Origin of the sequence: Sulfurospirillum multivorans DSM 12446 (assembly GCF_000568815.1) — a bacterium.
In the GTDB taxonomy this organism is placed as follows: domain Bacteria; phylum Campylobacterota; class Campylobacteria; order Campylobacterales; family Sulfurospirillaceae; genus Sulfurospirillum; species Sulfurospirillum multivorans.
This window is the reverse complement of the sequence record NZ_CP007201.1, coordinates 591,248-608,473: the sequence shown is the minus strand read 5'-3', so window position 1 is coordinate 608,473 and position 17,226 is coordinate 591,248. Positions and strand designations below refer to the sequence as shown.

At 40.4% G+C, this 17,226-nt stretch carries 20 protein-coding genes and 1 other RNA gene; 5 read left to right on the top strand and 16 right to left on the bottom strand.

The features are described from left to right. Positions 1 to 47: 47 nt before the first annotated feature. From SMUL_RS03155 to SMUL_RS03105, 11 genes are all read right to left on the bottom strand, one after another. Positions 48 to 245 (bottom strand): DUF2283 domain-containing protein, encoded by a 198-nt coding sequence (locus SMUL_RS03155; RefSeq protein ID WP_025343815.1) that lies wholly within the window; start codon positions 243 to 245, stop codon positions 48 to 50. Beyond that, on the bottom strand, positions 235 to 489 hold the full coding sequence (locus SMUL_RS03150; RefSeq protein WP_084613067.1) for a DUF4258 domain-containing protein: 255 nt from the start codon (positions 487 to 489) through the stop codon (positions 235 to 237). Before SMUL_RS03150 ends, SMUL_RS03155 begins: the two co-directional genes overlap by 11 nt. Before the next feature lie 112 nt (positions 490 to 601). Continuing rightward, positions 602 to 925 carry a type II toxin-antitoxin system RelE/ParE family toxin gene (locus SMUL_RS03145; protein WP_025343813.1) on the bottom strand — a complete coding sequence of 108 codons (324 nt, stop codon included), beginning with the start codon at positions 923 to 925 and terminating at the stop codon, positions 602 to 604. Beyond that, complete coding sequence (locus SMUL_RS03140) at positions 912 to 1,193, bottom strand: type II toxin-antitoxin system Phd/YefM family antitoxin (protein ID WP_025343812.1); 282 nt, start codon at positions 1,191 to 1,193, stop codon at positions 912 to 914. The genes SMUL_RS03145 and SMUL_RS03140 overlap by 14 nt, the downstream gene beginning before the upstream one ends. A 162-nt stretch (positions 1,194 to 1,355) precedes the next feature. Next, a complete protein-coding gene (locus SMUL_RS03135) occupies positions 1,356 to 2,684 on the bottom strand; it encodes an OprD family outer membrane porin (RefSeq protein ID WP_025343811.1) in 1,329 nt (442 codons plus the stop codon). Between the two features lie 142 nt (positions 2,685 to 2,826). Next, positions 2,827 to 3,180: a HepT-like ribonuclease domain-containing protein gene (locus SMUL_RS03130; protein WP_025343810.1), complete on the bottom strand. Its 354-nt coding sequence runs from the start codon at positions 3,178 to 3,180 to the stop codon at positions 2,827 to 2,829. Then, positions 3,173 to 3,466: a nucleotidyltransferase family protein gene (locus tag SMUL_RS03125; protein ID WP_025343809.1), complete on the bottom strand. Its 294-nt coding sequence runs from the start codon at positions 3,464 to 3,466 to the stop codon at positions 3,173 to 3,175. The genes SMUL_RS03130 and SMUL_RS03125 overlap by 8 nt, the downstream gene beginning before the upstream one ends. A gap of 104 nt (positions 3,467 to 3,570) precedes the next feature. Beyond that, complete coding sequence (locus SMUL_RS03120) at positions 3,571 to 4,854, bottom strand: TRAP transporter large permease (protein ID WP_025343808.1); 1,284 nt, start codon at positions 4,852 to 4,854, stop codon at positions 3,571 to 3,573. Continuing rightward, a complete protein-coding gene (locus tag SMUL_RS03115) occupies positions 4,841 to 5,404 on the bottom strand; it encodes a TRAP transporter small permease (protein ID WP_025343807.1) in 564 nt (187 codons plus the stop codon). Before SMUL_RS03115 ends, SMUL_RS03120 begins: the two co-directional genes overlap by 14 nt. Positions 5,405 to 5,509: 105 nt before the next feature. Then, complete coding sequence (locus SMUL_RS03110; RefSeq protein WP_025343806.1) at positions 5,510 to 6,499, bottom strand: TRAP transporter substrate-binding protein; 990 nt, start codon at positions 6,497 to 6,499, stop codon at positions 5,510 to 5,512. Positions 6,500 to 6,662: 163 nt separating this feature from the next. Next, complete coding sequence (locus SMUL_RS03105; protein ID WP_025343805.1) at positions 6,663 to 7,337, bottom strand: response regulator transcription factor; 675 nt, start codon at positions 7,335 to 7,337, stop codon at positions 6,663 to 6,665. Positions 7,338 to 7,420: 83 nt separating this feature from the next. Here SMUL_RS03105 and SMUL_RS03100 point away from each other — a divergent pair, with 83 nt between their 5' ends. Further along, positions 7,421 to 9,019: a sensor histidine kinase gene (locus SMUL_RS03100; RefSeq protein ID WP_025343804.1), complete on the top strand. Its 1,599-nt coding sequence runs from the start codon at positions 7,421 to 7,423 to the stop codon at positions 9,017 to 9,019. A gap of 85 nt (positions 9,020 to 9,104) precedes the next feature. Here the strand turns inward: SMUL_RS03100 and SMUL_RS03095 are convergent, their stop codons facing one another. After that, complete coding sequence (locus SMUL_RS03095; protein ID WP_025343803.1) at positions 9,105 to 9,623, bottom strand: hypothetical protein; 519 nt, start codon at positions 9,621 to 9,623, stop codon at positions 9,105 to 9,107. Positions 9,624 to 9,697: 74 nt separating this feature from the next. Between SMUL_RS03095 and ssrA the strand changes: the two genes are divergently transcribed. The 3 genes from ssrA (at position 9,698) to SMUL_RS03085 (ending at position 13,300) form a co-directional block, all read left to right on the top strand. Continuing rightward, positions 9,698 to 10,073, top strand: a transfer-messenger RNA (tmRNA) gene (ssrA, locus tag SMUL_RS16935). A 129-nt stretch (positions 10,074 to 10,202) separates the two neighbouring features. Next, complete coding sequence (locus tag SMUL_RS03090) at positions 10,203 to 11,825, top strand: YcaO-like family protein (RefSeq protein WP_025343802.1); 1,623 nt, start codon at positions 10,203 to 10,205, stop codon at positions 11,823 to 11,825. Positions 11,826 to 11,959: 134 nt separating this feature from the next. Continuing rightward, the gene (locus tag SMUL_RS03085) at positions 11,960 to 13,300 is read left to right on the top strand and encodes a GntP family permease (RefSeq protein ID WP_025343801.1); all 1,341 of its coding nucleotides are present in this window, start codon (positions 11,960 to 11,962) and stop codon (positions 13,298 to 13,300) included. Positions 13,301 to 13,321: 21 nt separating this feature from the next. Here the strand turns inward: SMUL_RS03085 and SMUL_RS03080 are convergent, their stop codons facing one another. After that, positions 13,322 to 14,563 carry a DEAD/DEAH box helicase gene (locus tag SMUL_RS03080; RefSeq protein WP_025343800.1) on the bottom strand — a complete coding sequence of 414 codons (1,242 nt, stop codon included), beginning with the start codon at positions 14,561 to 14,563 and terminating at the stop codon, positions 13,322 to 13,324. A gap of 140 nt (positions 14,564 to 14,703) precedes the next feature. Here SMUL_RS03080 and hemJ point away from each other — a divergent pair, with 140 nt between their 5' ends. Further along, positions 14,704 to 15,216 (top strand): protoporphyrinogen oxidase HemJ, encoded by a 513-nt coding sequence (gene hemJ / locus SMUL_RS03075; protein WP_025343799.1) that lies wholly within the window; start codon positions 14,704 to 14,706, stop codon positions 15,214 to 15,216. Between the two features lie 22 nt (positions 15,217 to 15,238). Here the strand turns inward: hemJ and SMUL_RS03070 are convergent, their stop codons facing one another. The 3 genes from SMUL_RS03070 to SMUL_RS03060 are packed head-to-tail and all read right to left on the bottom strand — an operon-like array spanning position 15,239 to position 17,152. Further along, complete coding sequence (locus tag SMUL_RS03070) at positions 15,239 to 15,508, bottom strand: hypothetical protein (protein WP_025343798.1); 270 nt, start codon at positions 15,506 to 15,508, stop codon at positions 15,239 to 15,241. Beyond that, positions 15,495 to 16,655: a cytochrome b gene (locus tag SMUL_RS03065; RefSeq protein WP_025343797.1), complete on the bottom strand. Its 1,161-nt coding sequence runs from the start codon at positions 16,653 to 16,655 to the stop codon at positions 15,495 to 15,497. The genes SMUL_RS03070 and SMUL_RS03065 overlap by 14 nt, the downstream gene beginning before the upstream one ends. Continuing rightward, entirely contained in the window at positions 16,652 to 17,152 is a 501-nt protein-coding gene (locus SMUL_RS03060) for a QcrA and Rieske domain-containing protein (RefSeq protein WP_025343796.1), read from the bottom strand. The genes SMUL_RS03065 and SMUL_RS03060 overlap by 4 nt, the downstream gene beginning before the upstream one ends. Between the last annotated feature and the right edge of the window lie 74 nt (positions 17,153 to 17,226).

The window sequence follows — 17,226 nt, the reverse complement described above, 5'->3', positions numbered from 1 at the left end:
CTCATTTCATTCCTCCTAAAGATTTTATTTGCTTGATAATTTTTCGGTTATGCAGTTTTTAGAATAAATGGCAAATCAATTTCGTGTGTAGTTTCTTTGACATTCAATACTTCTATCGCAACAACTTCATCTTTGTCATTGTAATCAACGATGATATCTTTCAATTTTTCTTCACTCTCAACTATCACGTCAGATGATAGTATGACATAAATGGCATCTATCTCTTTATCGTATTTAATTTTCATCTTTGCATCCTTTTTTTCTCATGTTTCTATCAAAATAGGCAGTGACTATCTTCATACTTGTTGGATTAACCACTACTTTTAAGCACCAATTTGAAACTTCTTCAATAGTTTTAAAAAAATGTTCTTCAAAATCAGAAATGCTGGTGTGAAAAGATGGAGACTCAACTGCCCGTTCAATCCACTCTATCGTGATACCTCTTGAAGTCATGACATCTATAGCATGCCCAGTTAATTTATATTTCATTGTGTCATTATATCAAAATATAAAGTTGAACAAAGAGATTATATATTTTGTTGTAAAAAGTTAAAAGTTTAACCCTGACCTTGAAAAGGGAGGATATGGAAATTTATTTGAACTATTTAAGGAGGCGTTGCAAAAGGAGATCTTCAAAATTTCGACTGCTATCTGCTACCAATAAAACAAAGACAGCATTTCGTTCTATTTTAAAAATGATTCGCCATCGTTTATGGATAACTTCTCGATAATGGGTGATGCCAATATAGCTCAGTTCTGGCACAACTCTTTTTCGTTCTGGAAAATGGTACAACGCATCGCAAGACTCTTTGATTTCAAAAAAGACCTTTTTAGCAAGATCTAAACTATCCAGCTTTATATACTCAACACTATGTTCTAAATCTCCTTGTGCACTATGTGTCCAATAAACCTCATATAGTTTCATGAAAAAGTTTCGCTTCAAGGGAAAGAAACATACCTTCTTGTTCAATTATTTTAGTGTCATTCATCTCATTTTCACTTTGCACAATTAACTTAAGAAGTGTCAGCATATTTTGAGTATTTTCAAATGATTTGATGTCTTGAACGACAACTTTCGCCTCACCATTTTGTGTTATATAGATGGCTCTTCGTGTTTCCGTAACACTATTGACAACATGTGCTGTATTTGATTTGAGATAGCTGATTGGCTTAATGTCTTGACTTAAATACACTGTTTCCTCCTCTTTCAAGATGGTACCATAGTATTAAATAAAGACTTAATTTGGTATTAAATGCGTATATTGGAAAGTTAAAAGTTTAGCTCCGACCCCGAGAAGGGAGGATAAAAAAAGGAGTGGCAAGCGCCACTCCTTACGATTTAAGAATCGTACAAATTAGAATTTGTAGTTAGCTCTGAATCTAAGTTCATCGCTATTAACTGATGCTAGTCCATCTGGCTCTTGTTTAGCATCTTCGTATTCAAGAGATAATGTCAAGCCTTTAACTGCGGGGATATCATAAGCAACTTGACCTGCCCAATATGTCCAATCTGTTGACCTAATTACTTTAGTAGTGGTGCCGGTAACAGTACCATCAGCAGAAATTGAGATATAGTTAGCCATTAATTTTAAACCAGCAACGCCCACTTTTGTAAAATCATAAGATGCTTCGATTTTATACGCATCCGTATCAGCCGTTGATACTTTACTTGCACCAGCGATAAGTGGAGCAGTAAATGCAACAGCACCACCAGCACCATTACCCATACCAAGAATAACATTGTCGTCACTTGATACGGATGTATACGCTGTTTTTAGACCAAAGCCCGCAAGATCAATGAGTGACGCTTGAAGTCCGAACATACCACCGTCATAACCAATGCCTGCATTACCAGCAGCATTGTATTTATCAGTTTTAGATGCTTGATACCCACCATCTAAACCGATTTTAAAGTTGCTCATAGGTACTACATAACCCAATCCACCAACCCAAACATCAGTATCGCCGACTGTTGCTCCAGCTACATCATTAACTAATACGTATTGACCTGTAATGGTTAAGTTTGGAATTGATTTATTGATAGCTAAGATAGTGTAAGCACCATCAAATGTAAAGTTACTTGCGCCATAGAATACTGCATTTTTTGAAAAGTCAGGAATATCGCTTTCACCATTAACAGCAGTTGGGTATCCATCACCAGTTACTTGAGATGTTCTTCCTTGGAATTTAGAAACATACCCTGCTGCCAATGTTGTTTGTGGTAAGTCTGTGTTAAGGAGTAATGCACCTTCAAAGGACTCTTTGATCATACGTGAACCAGAACCATTAACCAATGGAGTAGAGATAAATTGGCGACCTACTTTTGCAGTCGTTTTTCCAATTGTGTATGCGATATACGCTTCAGAAAGTACCGCACCTGAACCATACATGTCACCATCATACATTTGTTTTGCTGATGTATCTGCATCTGGTGCATAGTTTGATTGCATTGTTAGTCCCAAACTCAACCCGTAGAATGAATCAGTAACGTAACCAAGCATAACACCTGTACTAAAAAGGTCTTCGGATGTTGTACCAGTATCTCTGTCAAAATACCATGCTCTTAATTCACCGTTTACTTTACCGTTTTTAAATGCGTCTGCAAGAGTTTCACTTGCTGCAAAAGAACTAGATGCAAGACCTGCAACTACGATAGCCGCCAAGCTAAGTTTAGCTAATTTCATATTATCTCCTTGAATTTTTTAAAGGCGAAATAAGTCTATCACAAAAAATAAAAAATTACAATAAATTCTTAAAGAAATGTCACACAATGTGGCATTTCGTAATCAAATTGTTATAAAGCAAAATGGGGTCAGGGCTAAACTTTTAACTTTTGGTTTGCGTTTCGATAATGATTTGTTCTATGATGATTTTTAATTTTGGTAAATCATATAAAATTGTATTCCAAACAATGCGATGGTCAATACCAAAATACTCATGGATTAAAAGATTTCTAAAATCTTTAACGTCTCTCCATGCTACATCAGTATAGTGTTGTGTTAAAGTGTCGGGTAAATGTTTTGTTGCTTCGCCAATGATTTCAAATTCACGGATGACGGCACTGTAGGTCTTTCGATCATGCATAAATACTTCAAGGGTTATACCATCTACATAAGACAAAATCGCCTCTACAGACTCTTTAATGTCGTAAATAAATAACCGCAAGTCTCTTTTAGACATAAATGATTTCTTTTAAAATATACTCTTTTGCAATAGGTTTGAGTGTACTTTCAATACCTAAATCTACTTTTTTACCAAAAGCCAGCTCAACTTCTTGTTTAAATCCGAAAAATGTACGAAGCGTTTTTTTCTCTTCTATCATTTCTACGGCAATATCGATATCACTGTCATCACGTTGTTCATTTCTTACATAACTTCCAAAGAGTCCAATTTTCGTTACACCATATTTTTCTTTGAAAATCTCTTTATTTTTGGCTAAATAATCAAGAATTATTTTTTTATCCATGAAGAACCTCCCTAGTGAAATGCTAAAGCAGGAAAATTATAGCATAAATGGTAGTGGGCATTCAGAAAGCAGAAACTGCTTTCTGAATGCTTTACATGTAAAGCTTAAATGCCATACATCAGTTGCGGTAACCACAAAGAGATCATAGGAATGTAGGTTACTAATAGAAGTCCTACAAATAAAACAGCGACCCAAGGAAGAGCCGCTACAACGACCTCTTTGAGGCTCAGTCCTGTCATACCCGCCGCCACAAAGAGATTGAGTCCCACGGGTGGGGTTATCATGCCGATTTCCATGTTAACGACCATAATAACACCAAAATGAATCGGATCGATGCCAAGTGCCATAACCAATGGCAATAACAATGGCACCGTGATCATAACGATGGAACTGGGTTCCATAAATTGTCCCATTAAAAGAAGCAAAATATTGACAATAACCAAGAACATAATCGGTCCAACATTCGCGTCCATAATCATTCTTGTAATTTGTTGAGGAATCGTCTCATCGGTTAAGAAGTGCGCAAAGATCATTGCATTGGCGATGACGAAAAAGATCATCGCACTGGTGAGTGCTGATTCTAATATAATAGGATAGACATCTTTGAGTTTCAAATCTCTATAAACGAAAACTGAAACAAAAAATGCGTACACTGCGCTCGCCGCACCTGCTTCTGTTGGCGTAAAAATACCACCATAAATTCCACCAATAACCAAAACAATCAGCATCAACGCCCAAAATGCCTCTTTAAATTTTTTCAAACGCTCTTTAAAAGAAGCCGGTTCGGTTCGTTTAAAGCCTAACCGTACTGCACCGACATACGTTAGCGCCATCAGCATAAAACCTAACAAAAGACCAGGTACAACACCCGCCATAAACAGCTTACCGATAGAAAGATCTGCGGTAACACCGTAAACGATGAAAACAATGGAAGGAGGAATCAAAATACCCAAACTTCCTGATGTCGCAATCGTACCGATGGCATAACCTCTTGGATAGCCTGCCTCTTTGATCGCGCTAAACATAACCGAGCCAATCGCCGCAACCGTTGCCGGTGAACTACCACTGACGGCTGCAAAGATCATCGAAGCAAAAATAGCTGCGATAGGAAGACCACCTGGAAGGTGCCCAACGATCGACTTTGCAAACTCAATAATACGATGTGCCGCTCCACCTTTTGAAAGGAAAGAACCTGCTAAAATGAACATAGGAATTGCCATGAGCGAATACTTGTTGAGCCCATCAAACACATGTGACGTAATACCCAGTAAATCCATATCGGTAAAGAAATAAGCGGTAATCAGTGTACTGGAACCCAACGCTACAGAGACAGGAACGCCTAGGAACATTAGGAGAAAGAGTAATCCAAATATACTAAGCATTAACATCTTTAACTCCTCTAATTTCTAATGAATCGTGCAATGTTTCAAGTTCGCTGTTTACGACCACTTTATGTGCGTCCGTTGCAGCCACTTCAAAGATTTTCTCTCCTGCACGAAATGCCGCGCCAATAAAAGCAAAAGGCAAAACAAGGTGTGGAATCCACATCGGAATGCGTAGATCGATGCTCATTTCACCAAAATCAATCAACATCAAAACCAATTCGTACCCAAAATAGGACATCAATGCAAGGTAGAGACAACTAAACAGATGTGCCCCCATCAGAATAATTTTTGCCATCATGGGTGGTAATTTCTCCAAAAGCATTGTCACAGAGATATGAACCCCTTTTTTGAAACCATACGCGGCACCAAAAAGCGCTGACCACATAAAAAGATAGTTGGTAAGCTCTCCTGCCCACGTAAGACTCATCTCAAAAAAATAGCGCAGTACCACGTTTGTAAAGGCAAGAATAACACCCAAGGCAATGCCAAAAACTGCAATATTTTTATTGATTGCCATAACCCCTAAATCGAGGATTGTAAAATATTTTTTCATCTCTTCTCTTTTTATCCAAACTTTTTACATAAAGTCTTTTAAGCCATAAAGGCGCAGATACAAAAAAAGGCACCTTGCATTTGTAACAAAGTGCCTTCTCTTAGGTTATTTAACCGCTTGAACTTTTTTAATGAGATCTTCACCGATGACCTTGTAAAACTGTGGATAGATCGCTTCCATCGCTTTTTGCCATACCGCTTTTTGCTCTGCTGTTAATGTATGAATTTTGAGGTTGCCTGATGTTTTTGCATACTCTTTTAACTTCGTAAGCATCTCTTCATCATCTTGCGCCGCTAGCTTTCGCTCATACACGGTGGCTTCTTTCATCGCTTGAAGCACCATTGGTTTGAGGTCATTTGGGAATTTTTTCCAAAAGCTCTCACTCATAATGACCAAGTAACCAAGATAACCATGGTCAGAGAGGGTTAAGTCTGTTTGAACTTCGTTAAACTTTTTGGTATAGAAGTTTGAAAGTGGATTTTCAGCACCATCGACAACACCTTGTTGCAATGCTGAGTAAACCTCTGAAAATGGCAAGACTTGTGGATTTGCGCCAATCGCTTTGAATTGAGCTTCCAAAACGTGTGAGCTCATAATACGAAACTTCTGACCTTCCGCATCTTGTGGGGTCAAAATTGCTTTTTTATTGGAAGAGAGGTGTTTAAAGCCTGCATCCCAATAATCAAGCGCAACGAAACCTTTTGCGGTGACTTTATCTTTCAGAACTTGCCCTACTTCGCCATCTAAGACTTTATAAAGATGATCTTTGTCTCTAAAGATGAAAGGAAGATCGAAAAGTTGCATCTCTGGAACAATACTGGTAAATTTTGAGAAGCTTGGCATTGCGATGTGAGCATTTCCAAGTTTGAGGGCTTTCATCTCTTCGCCATCACCGTATAACTGTGAGTTTGGGAAAACAACAACTTCAACTTTGCCGCCTGTGAGCTCACCGACTCTTTTTGCAAAGAAATCAGCACCCATACCTTTTGGGGTATTTGGACTGACGACGTGTGTCACTTTGATGGTATATTCTGCAGCAATAGCAGAGGAAACAAGAAGCGTTGCTAGCGCCATTACTTTAAGAAACTTAGTCATGTTGACTCCTTATTCATAGTATTTTCACTGTCGATTATAGGTGAAAATTATGTCAAAGTTATGTATCTTTACATGTAAAGCTTCAAAGTATTACGAATAACGCTCCAATGGTTTCTTTTTGTAACTAAACTGGGTAAAATTAAACTTTTCTTGATTTTTTATGTTACAATTTGTAACCAATTCCTTGAATATTTTTTAAAGTCCCCTCTGGTAACTTCTTTCTTAAGTTCTTAATCATCAAACGAAGGGCGTTGAGACTCATGTACTCACTCTCCCATAATTTCTGCTCAATCTCTTCATAAGAGATGATCGAATCTTTTTGTAACAGAAGTTCAATAAGCTTTGCCTCTTTCTTGGTAAGCTCATAAATGTCACTCTCATGTGTAATGGTTTTTTGCAATGAATCATAATACCAACTGGGTGCTAATTCTTGAAGGTGTGCTTTCTCTTTTGCTTGCAAAAATTTTTCCAGTGCATCAAACAGTTTAGGCTCTGTGATGGGCTTAACGATGTAGCGAAGCAAAGAGAGTTCAATCGCTTCAAGCATAAAATCTACCTCCGTGTACGCGGTGATGATAATCATATGGGCTTTATGATCGTTCTGGCGAATCTTTTTTGCCAAATCAATACCACTTAAATGCGGCATCTTAATGTCGGTAATGATGAGATCGGGTTTGTGTTGCACGAAAAGTGTGTACGCTTCTTCCCCATCCGTCGCAAGATAGACCTCTTTGAAAAGAAGGCTGAGCAGTTCATAGACATTTTTACGTACTCCTACGTCATCTTCGGCATACAAAACTCTATATGGCGCAAGCTTTTTTAACATCTTTTCATCCATTTACAACCCTTTACATTTCTCAAAAGAATGACTATGATTCTTTTTCGTTTTCATTATTATAGCAGTCACTGTGGGAGTTTTTTGTGAAGATTATTAAAGAGAGCAATATCTCTACGATCATTATCGTTAGTACCATTTTTATTATCAGCTCACTCATGCTTTTTAACGGGTATTTTTTCATTACCAAGCAGTATGAGATTTTGCAAGCGCAGATCGAAGATACTAAAAAAACATTCGTTGAAAATAAACGTAATGTTCTAAAACGTGAAGTGGATGCCATTATTGAATTTATCGAATTTAAAAAGAGCCGAACAAACCTTATGGAGCCAAGTGCCTTAGAGGCTTTACATCATGAGGTGTATGACTGGATACGCCATATTCGCTACGGTGGGCAAGAGCACAACTATATTTTTGTGTATCAGGTTGAACATATGAGCGGTGGAGACAAGTTTGCCAAAATGCTCATCAATCCCAATCGTCCTGATTTAGAAGGTGAATACATCTCCGATGCGTATACCGATGAAAATGGTAAGGCATTTCGTAAAATATTTTTGCAAGATATTCACGAAAAAGGGTACTCCTTTGTCGAATACATCTACAAAAAACCTGATAGCAACATCATTCGCCCCAAAGTCTCTTACTTTAAGCTCTACAAAGAGTGGAATATCATCATTGCCGCAGGCGCTTACACCGATGATATTGACAAAGAGATCGACATCGCTAAAGCAGCCTTTAAAAAAAAGATGGAGCTTGAAATCACATCAGCGATCATCATCTTTCTTCTTTTTGCACTCATTGCCAATACCTTTGCCGTCATGCTAGGCAAACGGATCGAACGCTTTTTAAACACTTACCATAAACAGGTTCAGCAAAAAACACTTGAGCTTGAAAACCTCAACAAAACACTAGAGAGTCGTGTAACAGAAGAGATCAAGAAAAACCGCGAACAAGAGCAACTACTCATCCAAAAATCCAAATTTATCGCCCTTGGAGAGATGATCAGCAACATCGCACACCAATGGCGACAACCGCTCTCACAGCTCTCAGCCCTTTTAATGACGCTCAAACTAAAATACAATATGGACAAGCTCGATAAAACAGCAATGGAGATTAAATGCGTTGAAGCAGAAACCATTGTCGAGTATATGTCCCACACCATCGATGATTTTCGTAATTTCTTTATGCCCAACAAAGACAAAAAAATGTTTAGCATTCAAACGTCTATCGACGACGTTTTGCGCATCATTGCTATGTCTATTACCAATCAAGAGATCGAAATAGAGGTCAATATCTTACACGATGAATTTATCATAGGCTACAAAAGTGAGTACGAACAAGTTGTTCTCAACCTTCTCTCTAACGCCAAAGATGCCATCATCACTTCAGAAAGACAAGGTGGTAAAATTACCATTAGCCTTGGAAGTGACGAACAAATGGTACGTCTTAGCATTGAAGATAATGGTGGGGGAATAAAGATAGTGCCTATTGAGAAGATCTTTGAGCCTTATGTGAGCACCAAAGAGCAAAATGAAGGCACAGGCATTGGGCTTTATATGGCAAAACTGATCATTGAAAAAAGTATGAGAGGAAAACTTGAAGCACGAAATGAAAATGGGGGAGCTATTTTTACGATAGAGTTGGAGAAAGGTTTCAAAGAGACGCTTGGCGGATCGCCCCTTTGAGTCTTCACTTTCAGAAGAAAATATGAAATTCGCTAAGAGAAGTATAGGAACTCAAAGTAAACGATCGGTTAACAAAAGTAAACCTTTAGAATTTAATGGTCTCTTCTTTTGGAACGCCTATCACTTGGTGCGCTTTGTCACGTTTTCCTGCACCACCATCATCGCTGCTTTTACTTTTACTGGTACTGGTGCTTTTTTTCTTAACAGGCGGTGTGTAGGTATTACGTTTTCCACCTTTGTAAAAGCCCTCTTTGATCACAAACATCTCCGTTAAACGCATACCATCAAACGAAGCATAAACGAGATCCCCCTCGTTTGCAAGAACTGTTTTGTGGTTGAAGTTCACATAAGGTAATTTTCCATTGGTTGTATCAATACCATCAATCTCATAATTCCATAATTGCGAATTTGCCTCTTGTTTCAAAGAGCGAACAATTCCCTTGATATAGTTTTTACCAACTAGCTTAGAAAGTTTCGGGTTGGTAGTATCTGGCTTTTCATTGGCAAAGGTTGTAACCGTTGAAGCGGGAGGTGTACGAGAAGCGCATCCTTGCATCAATAAGACCAAAAGTGCTACACAAAGATACGATAAAAATCTTTTCAAAACAAAATCCTTCTATATTTTTGCGGATTATAGCAAAGTTTCCTATTTATTATGGTAAAATCGTATCCTCGAATGGGGCTGACATGGCTTCGACAGGAGTAGTTTTAGCTTATGGCTGCATGTCGGAAGTGAGGGTCTTCCGTTACACAACCTTCAATCAATAACTGCTAACAACAGTAACTATCGTCCTGCTTACGCACTAGCTGCATAAGTTTAATACATAAGGACTGCTTCTCCCTTTAATGCTATCTAAGGAGGATTGGGAAGTATCATAGCTATGATAGATATACTGCATGAACGCCTTTACATGCAGCGAAGTTAAAGGCTCGTTTTGCGTAGTTTTCTGATTGTTGTACGAAGCAAAATTAAACACTATCAACAATATCTAAGCATGTAGACGTCATAGGTGGCTATTTTTGGACTGGGGTTCAATCCCCCACAGCTCCACCATTCGAATTGATTTTAACGTGGTCACAATGGAAGTTCTAAACTTCTAGTGTGACCACGTTACTTCCTAAACCTACTCAACTTTTACCCATTTTACCATATCGCGTTACACCCAAAAGGAATTATGACATTATGAATATTCTCTCAAAAAATGCACCCCTTGAAGCTTCTATTTTAAAAATGGAAACAATTTTAAAAGACCTTGGTTGTGGCATGAAATTTGCAACCGAGAAGCATCCCCTTACACACTGCTACTCGGTCAATTTAGCTTCCATCGAAGCGCCTAATCACATCTACTCTAACGGCAAAGGCACACTTTCTCTTGCTTCTAAAGCGAGCGCACTTGGCGAGTACATCGAACGCCTTCAAACCAATAACTGTTTTATCGATTTTCACCTTCCAAATCGTGCCTATTACCCTGACCAAAAGGTGTTTGAATTTGGTGGTGAGTACCTCAATCCTTCTTTACATGTAATCTATAATCCATCCCATGAAATGAGCCACGAAGACTTGGTCGACTTCAACAGTGACTATCTGGACAAAATTGTGGCACTCCCTTTTCAGAGCTTTTTTGGGAAAGAAGAGGTTTACATTCCCCTCAACATTCTGAGCAATCTTTATGTCAGTAACGGACTTGCGAGCGGAAACACGCCTGATGAAGCGAAAGTGCAGGCGCTGAGTGAGATCTTTGAGCGTCATGCCAAAATTGAGATCATCCAAAATGGGTATGCCCTTCCAAAATACCCCGAAGCGATCATCGCTACATTTCCTAAACTTCAGGCTGATTTAGCTGAGCTTAGAAAAGCAGGCTTCATCGTTGAAGTGCTTGATGCCTCTTTGGGTGGAAAGTTCCCCGTAACGGCTATCTCGCTCATTAACCCACGCAATGGCACGCTGTTTGTCTCCTTTGGCGCCCACCCGATTTTAGAGGTCAGTTTGGAGCGCACCATGAGCGAGCTGATGCAAGGACGAGGCGTTGAAAATCTTGACGCGTTTGAGATGCCAACGTTTGACATGAGCATCGTAGGCGACACTTTCAACCTTGAAGCTCACTTCATCGATTCTAACGGTAAAATCGGCTTTGGCTTTTTAAATGCTATCAAAAGTTTTGAGTATGCACCATGGGATTACAAGGGTGAGGGAAGCGAAGCGGAGTACGCTTTTTTATGCGACATCGTCAAATCAATGGGTAAAGAGATTTACCTGCGTGAATACACCTACTTAGACTTTTATTCATGCCATATGCTCGTTCCTAGCATCTCCGAGGTTTACCCTATCGAAGATATGGTCTATCAAAACCGAAACAGTGGTAAATTCATACGCCATAGCGTGCTCAACTTCAAAGAAGAAGACCACGAAGCCTTGCTTGAAGCGATCGAACCGCTGGAAGATTCACTCAATATGGAAAAATACATCGGCGTGATTTTCGAGCAAAATTTTCAGATGATCGAGCTTAAAGCGCAAGTGCATCTGCTGTTGGAAAATTACGAAGAGGCTCAAATGCTGCTCTCTTTTAGTCAAAACCCTATGAGCAAACTTCTCTGCGAAATCCTCTCTTTGAGAGAGCAAAAACTGGTTTGGGCTGAGTATGAAAGTGCCCTTTGGGACATCTTTGGCAAAGAAAAAGTCGAACATGCCTTAAACATCTTAGATGGTAAAGCGTACCTCATCGATGTTAGCCTACATCAACATTATGTCAATATCCTCGATATGTACGATAGACTCGAAGTTAAGAAAGCTGCTATCGTCGCTTAAAACCTTTACATGTAAAAAACGTAAACGATTCATTCTTTACGTTTTTTCGTCTTCAAATGACTCCTTTTAGACTATAATTACCTGTTTAAATTTAAGCATATAGTTTAAGTTAAAAAACTCACGAAGGAGTCAGAATGTTAATCGTTATCTTACTCGTAGCGATAGGATTTATCGTACTTTCAACCAGCAAATGGAAATTGCACCCTTTTATTGCCCTTCTTATTGCGGCGTATGGAATCGCGTTTAGTGTCGGTATGAAGTACGCCGACATCGCAAAAACCATCACATCAGGCTTTGGCGGCATTTTAGCGTATATTGGTATCGTCATTGTGCTTGGAACCATCATTGGTGTCATCTTGGAAAAAAGTGGCGCTGCGATTAAAATGGCAAACGTTGTTCTTAAACTTGTGGGTAAAGAGCGCCCAATTCTAGCGATGTCCATCATCGGCTACATCGTCTCGATTCCTGTGTTTTGTGACAGCGGATTTGTCATCTTAAACGCACTCAAGCGCTCGATGGTCAAACAGCTTAAAGTCTCCGGTGTGGCAATGAGTGTCGCACTCGCAACGGGGCTTTATGCCACCCATACGCTGGTTCCTCCGACACCTGGCCCTATTGCGGCGGCGGGTAACTTGATGGTTGGAAATCTTGGTCTTGTTATTCTCGTGGGTCTGTTTGTCGCTATTTTTACGATGCTTGCAGGTTATTTTTGGGCGATCAAACGAGGCCCATTGTATCAAAGTGGCGAAGACCTTGATATTGACTTGGAAAAAGACAGCGAAGTCCAAGCCAAATACGGCACGCTTCCCAGTGCGTTCAAATCTTTTGCGCCTATTTTTGTCCCTGTTCTTTTGATGGCAATAGAAAGTATCGCAAAGCTCGCCTTTAAAGGCTCTAGTGAAACGTTTATCTATAAATTTTTTGTTTTCTTAGGTCACCCTGCCAATGCGCTTTTAGTCGGTGTGCTTTTTGCCAGCCTTTTACTTCCAAAATGGGACGAAGAGCGTTTAGCAGGGTGGGTCGGTGAAGGTGTTAAAAATGCAGGTGAGATTCTCATCATCACAGGAGCGGGTGGTGCGCTGGGGGCGGTTCTTAAAGCCAGTGGCATTGGTGATTACCTTGGGCTAACGCTTCAAACCCTTAGCCTTGGTATCTTTGTGCCCTTCATCATCGCAGCAGCGCTTAAAACCGCGCAAGGCTCTTCAACAACGGCACTGGTGGTGACTTCGACCATTATGTATCCGCTTCTTGCAAGTTTAGGATTAGACAGTGAAATGGGTAAAGTTCTCACCGTTATGGCGATTGGCGCTGGAGCGATGACGGTCAGTCACGCAAATGATAGTTTCTTTTGGGTTGTCTCACGTTTCAGTCAAATGGATGTTCCAACCGCGTACAAGGCATTTACTATGGCAACTTTAGTACAAGGACTTGTGACCATTGCAATCGTTTATGTTATGTCTGTTATCTTTATTTAATGCTCTTTTAGGTGCAGGCTCTTAGGAGCTTGCACCCTCTTTTTGTGCTTCTCTTAACTTGTCTTTTTTACTCTTGCGTTTTCCCTTGATGGGCGCACTTCCCTTCTCTTTTTGGGGAGCAACGCCTTCTAACTCAAAACCCTTGATCTGCTCTGTTTCAAGCTTCACACCACACCGTTTCTGAATCAGTGCAAAATGCGCCTTGTCTTCATGGTCTATAAACGAGATCGCCAAACCCTCTTTGCCTGCACGTCCCGTTCGTCCGATACGGTGAATGTAGTCTTCCGTTGCACGCGGTAAATCAAAGTTGATGACACAACTCACATCATCGATGTCAAGCCCACGCGAAGCGATGTCGGTGGCAAACAAAACGCGAATCTTGCGCTCTTTAAACGACTTCAACGTCCACGAACGGTCTTCTTGAAGTAAATCTCCATGAAATGATTCCGCTAAAAAGCCATGTTTACGAAACTTCACGGCGATGTTATCGGCGGCGCGTTTGTTTGCCATAAACACCAAAACCAGTTCCCATTTGTTTTCACGTAGTAACTGGCGCAAAAGTGGTGCACGGTTCTCTTTGTTGACCTCGATAGCACGTTGCTTTATAAGCTCAACTGTTGGCGCTTCGGCTTCGATGCTCACGTCCACAGCATTTTTGGTTATCTTGGAAGCAATAGCTTGCATCTTTTCGGGATAGGTCGCAGAGAAAAGAAGATTTTGTCGTTTGGCAGGCAACGCCTCAAGTATAGAGCCTAACTCTTGCTCAAAACCAAGGTCAAGCATCTTGTCTGCTTCATCGAGCACAAAAAACTCGACACGAGAAAGATCGATTTGCTTTTTGCTCATAATGTCAAGCAGACGCCCCGAAGTTGCAACCACGATGTCGCACCCTTGTTGAATGTCATAGAGTTGCTCACCGATCTTCTCCCCACCGATGACACTGACCACTTTGGGCTTTACATGTAAGAATTTTCCAAAGGTGACAAACGCCTCCGCGACTTGTACGGTTAGCTCCCTCGTAGGCGTTAAAACCAATGCCTTGATCTTCGCTTTACCCTCGCCTTTGCTTGCACTCCAAAGTTCCAACATCGGTAGCACAAACGAAGCACTTTTACCACTTCCTGTTTGGGCTCTTGCCATGATGTCTTTTCGCTCCAACACAAGCGGAATCACTTTTTCTTGAATGGAAGTTGGTTGTGTATAGCCAACCTCAGCAAGCGCTTGGAGGATTTGAGGGCAGAGTTTGAGGGTAGAAAATGGCATGATTTGGCATCCTTTGTGTCTTTGTCGGCATTGTAGAATAGTTTCACTTTAGAGGAGGTTTGAGGCGTTTACATGTAAAGCCAGTTTAGGGTAAGTTTGTGGTGTTATAATGCGTCTGTAAAATGTAAAAAGGATAGATGTTGGAACACTATAAATGGATTCTTGCTTTTCACATTATAGCGTTGATGTCGTGGATGGCGATGTTATTTTACTTGCCACGGCTTTTTGTGTATCATGTTGAGCATGCAGAAAAAAAAGAGTTTGTGGAAGTTGTGAAAATTCAAGAGTACAAAATCTATAAGTACATTGGGCTTCCTGCCTTTTGGGCAACCTTAGCCAGTGGTCTTGGCATGATAGTGTTTGACCCACAACTGCTCTCAAGCGGTGGATGGATTTATGCGAAGTTTACGGTACTCATTGCGCTCACACTCTACTCGTTTTCACTCGAAAAGTACCGTTTGGAACTTGCTAATGACACCTGCACTAAAAGTGGAAAATTTTTCAGAGCTTACAATGAAGTTCCGACAGCACTCGCTATTTTAATTGTCGGATACGTTATCACCAAGAGTTTTTCATGGGCATTTACCCTCATTACTTTAGGTATTTTTGCGATGATAATCGACGTGATTTTGGATGGAAAAAAGAAACCCTAATCTTTACATGTAAAGTGTTTGTTTACTCGGTTGGCTTGGAGCGTTGCAGAGCAATTTTAAGGTATAAAAGCGCTGAGAGCAAAAGAAAATACCCCACAATGCTGTATCCGATGGTATCACGTCGGCTCATCTCTTTTTCGTAAATCGCTTTTTCTTCATTCGTATGTGTTTTAAGTGTCTGTTCTACAACAATGTTACTCTGTGAGGCATACTGTTTTGGCAACCACTCAAGCCCAATGACAAGGACAAAAACGCACATCACGATTGCCGCAAAAATTTTAAGATTTGGCATGAGACTCCTTCCCAGAAAGAAATGGCAAAATGAAAAAAAGTGCCATCAGCACAGTGGAGAAGAATAGCCCTATCCACAAAGTAAGCGTCGAACTTGGTAATTTTCCTAAAATCGTAAGCCCTATTAAAGAGACTACCAATGCCCAAAACCACACTAAAAAGTAAGGGCGCTGATGTGCAGGAATGCGACGAGGATTTCTGTCTAACAGTGGCATCAGCAAAAGCCCAACATTCACCACGACCAAGGAAGCCATACCGATGTACGAGCCTTTAATCATCAAGATGTCAAAGAAAAAGCTCTTAAGCAACTGTAACATCCATAAAAAATACCACTCAGGATAGATATGGGAAGGGGTATCGCTCGGATTCGCAGGGGTGAGGTTGAGCGCATCAAACGCTAGGTAATCATGAAAAAAGACGCAATAAAAAAAGAGTGCCAAAAAGAGTGTACATGCCAACAATGGCTTTAAAACGGCATTGGAGAAAAATGGTTTTGGCTCTTTTGGGGTGATGTCGTGTTTACTAAAACGCTCCTCTTTGCTTACATGTAAGCCTTTGCGATTCCATGAAAGCTTCGTGGTCGCGTACCACTTTACAAAATCCGTATGCACCAGTATCATCAAGACAATGCTTAAAGGCATCACCACAATGTGCAAAGTGTAAAAGCGCAACAACGTAATGCCACTTACGCTAAAATCGCCTCGAACCCACAGCACGATGTCCTCACCTGCGCCTGGGATATACTCCAACAAACTGGTGATGACTTGCGCCGCCCAGTAACTCATCTGCCCCATCGGAAGCACATATCCCGTAAAACCGATGACCATACAGCAAAAATAAAGCACCATGCCACTGTACCAATACTTCGTTTTTCCGTGTTTGTAAAACCCAAAATAGAGCATGCCTAAAAGATGAATGTAGAGCAGTAAAAAGAAAAAGGTTGAGCCAACCGCGTGAATTTTTCGCCACAACCAACCGTAATTGACTTCTTGCATGATGGTTGTATGGACACTTTCAAAGGCTTTCTCCGCATCGGGGATATAATGCATAGAGAGGAAAATGCCCGAAACCAACATCAAAAGGCACAAAACCACCATGATAGCGCCGCTATAGAGTAAAATATTGAAGTTTTTGAGTTTCGCATTCATGCTTTTGCCGCCTCAAGGAGTTGGAGGTACGCCTCACCTATTTCTCCGACGATAATCGTCTCATCCTGCACTTTAAAAGGAGGAATGACTAAGGGCTTTGTGACAGGGCCAGAGAGTGCGTTGCCATTGTAATCAAAATGCCCGTTATGACAGGGGCAGATAAAGCGTTTAACGGCAGCATCATACTTAGGAACACAGCCCAAATGAGTACAAATCCCAACCATCAACGTGTAATAATAGTCGCCAATTTTAATGTCTCGTTTTTTATCGAGAGTCAGCGAAGCATCTTTTTTGAGGATAAAAAGTGGTTTTTTCTGCCACGAAAAATAGGCAATTTCATTGAGCGGTAACGACGTTGTATCTATGTAAGTAGCCGCATCAAGGAGTGCTTTTTTGGGTGGTTCTAAGGACTGGAACATCGTACCGACCGTGTAATACACACCCGTCCCCGTAAGCGCTAAGAGCGAGTAATTCACCAGTCTTCGGTTTCTATCCATCCCCATTTTCCTTTAAGCCATGCTTTACGCATAGCCATTTTACCAAAATTCCATTAATGCAATTTAACTGACTT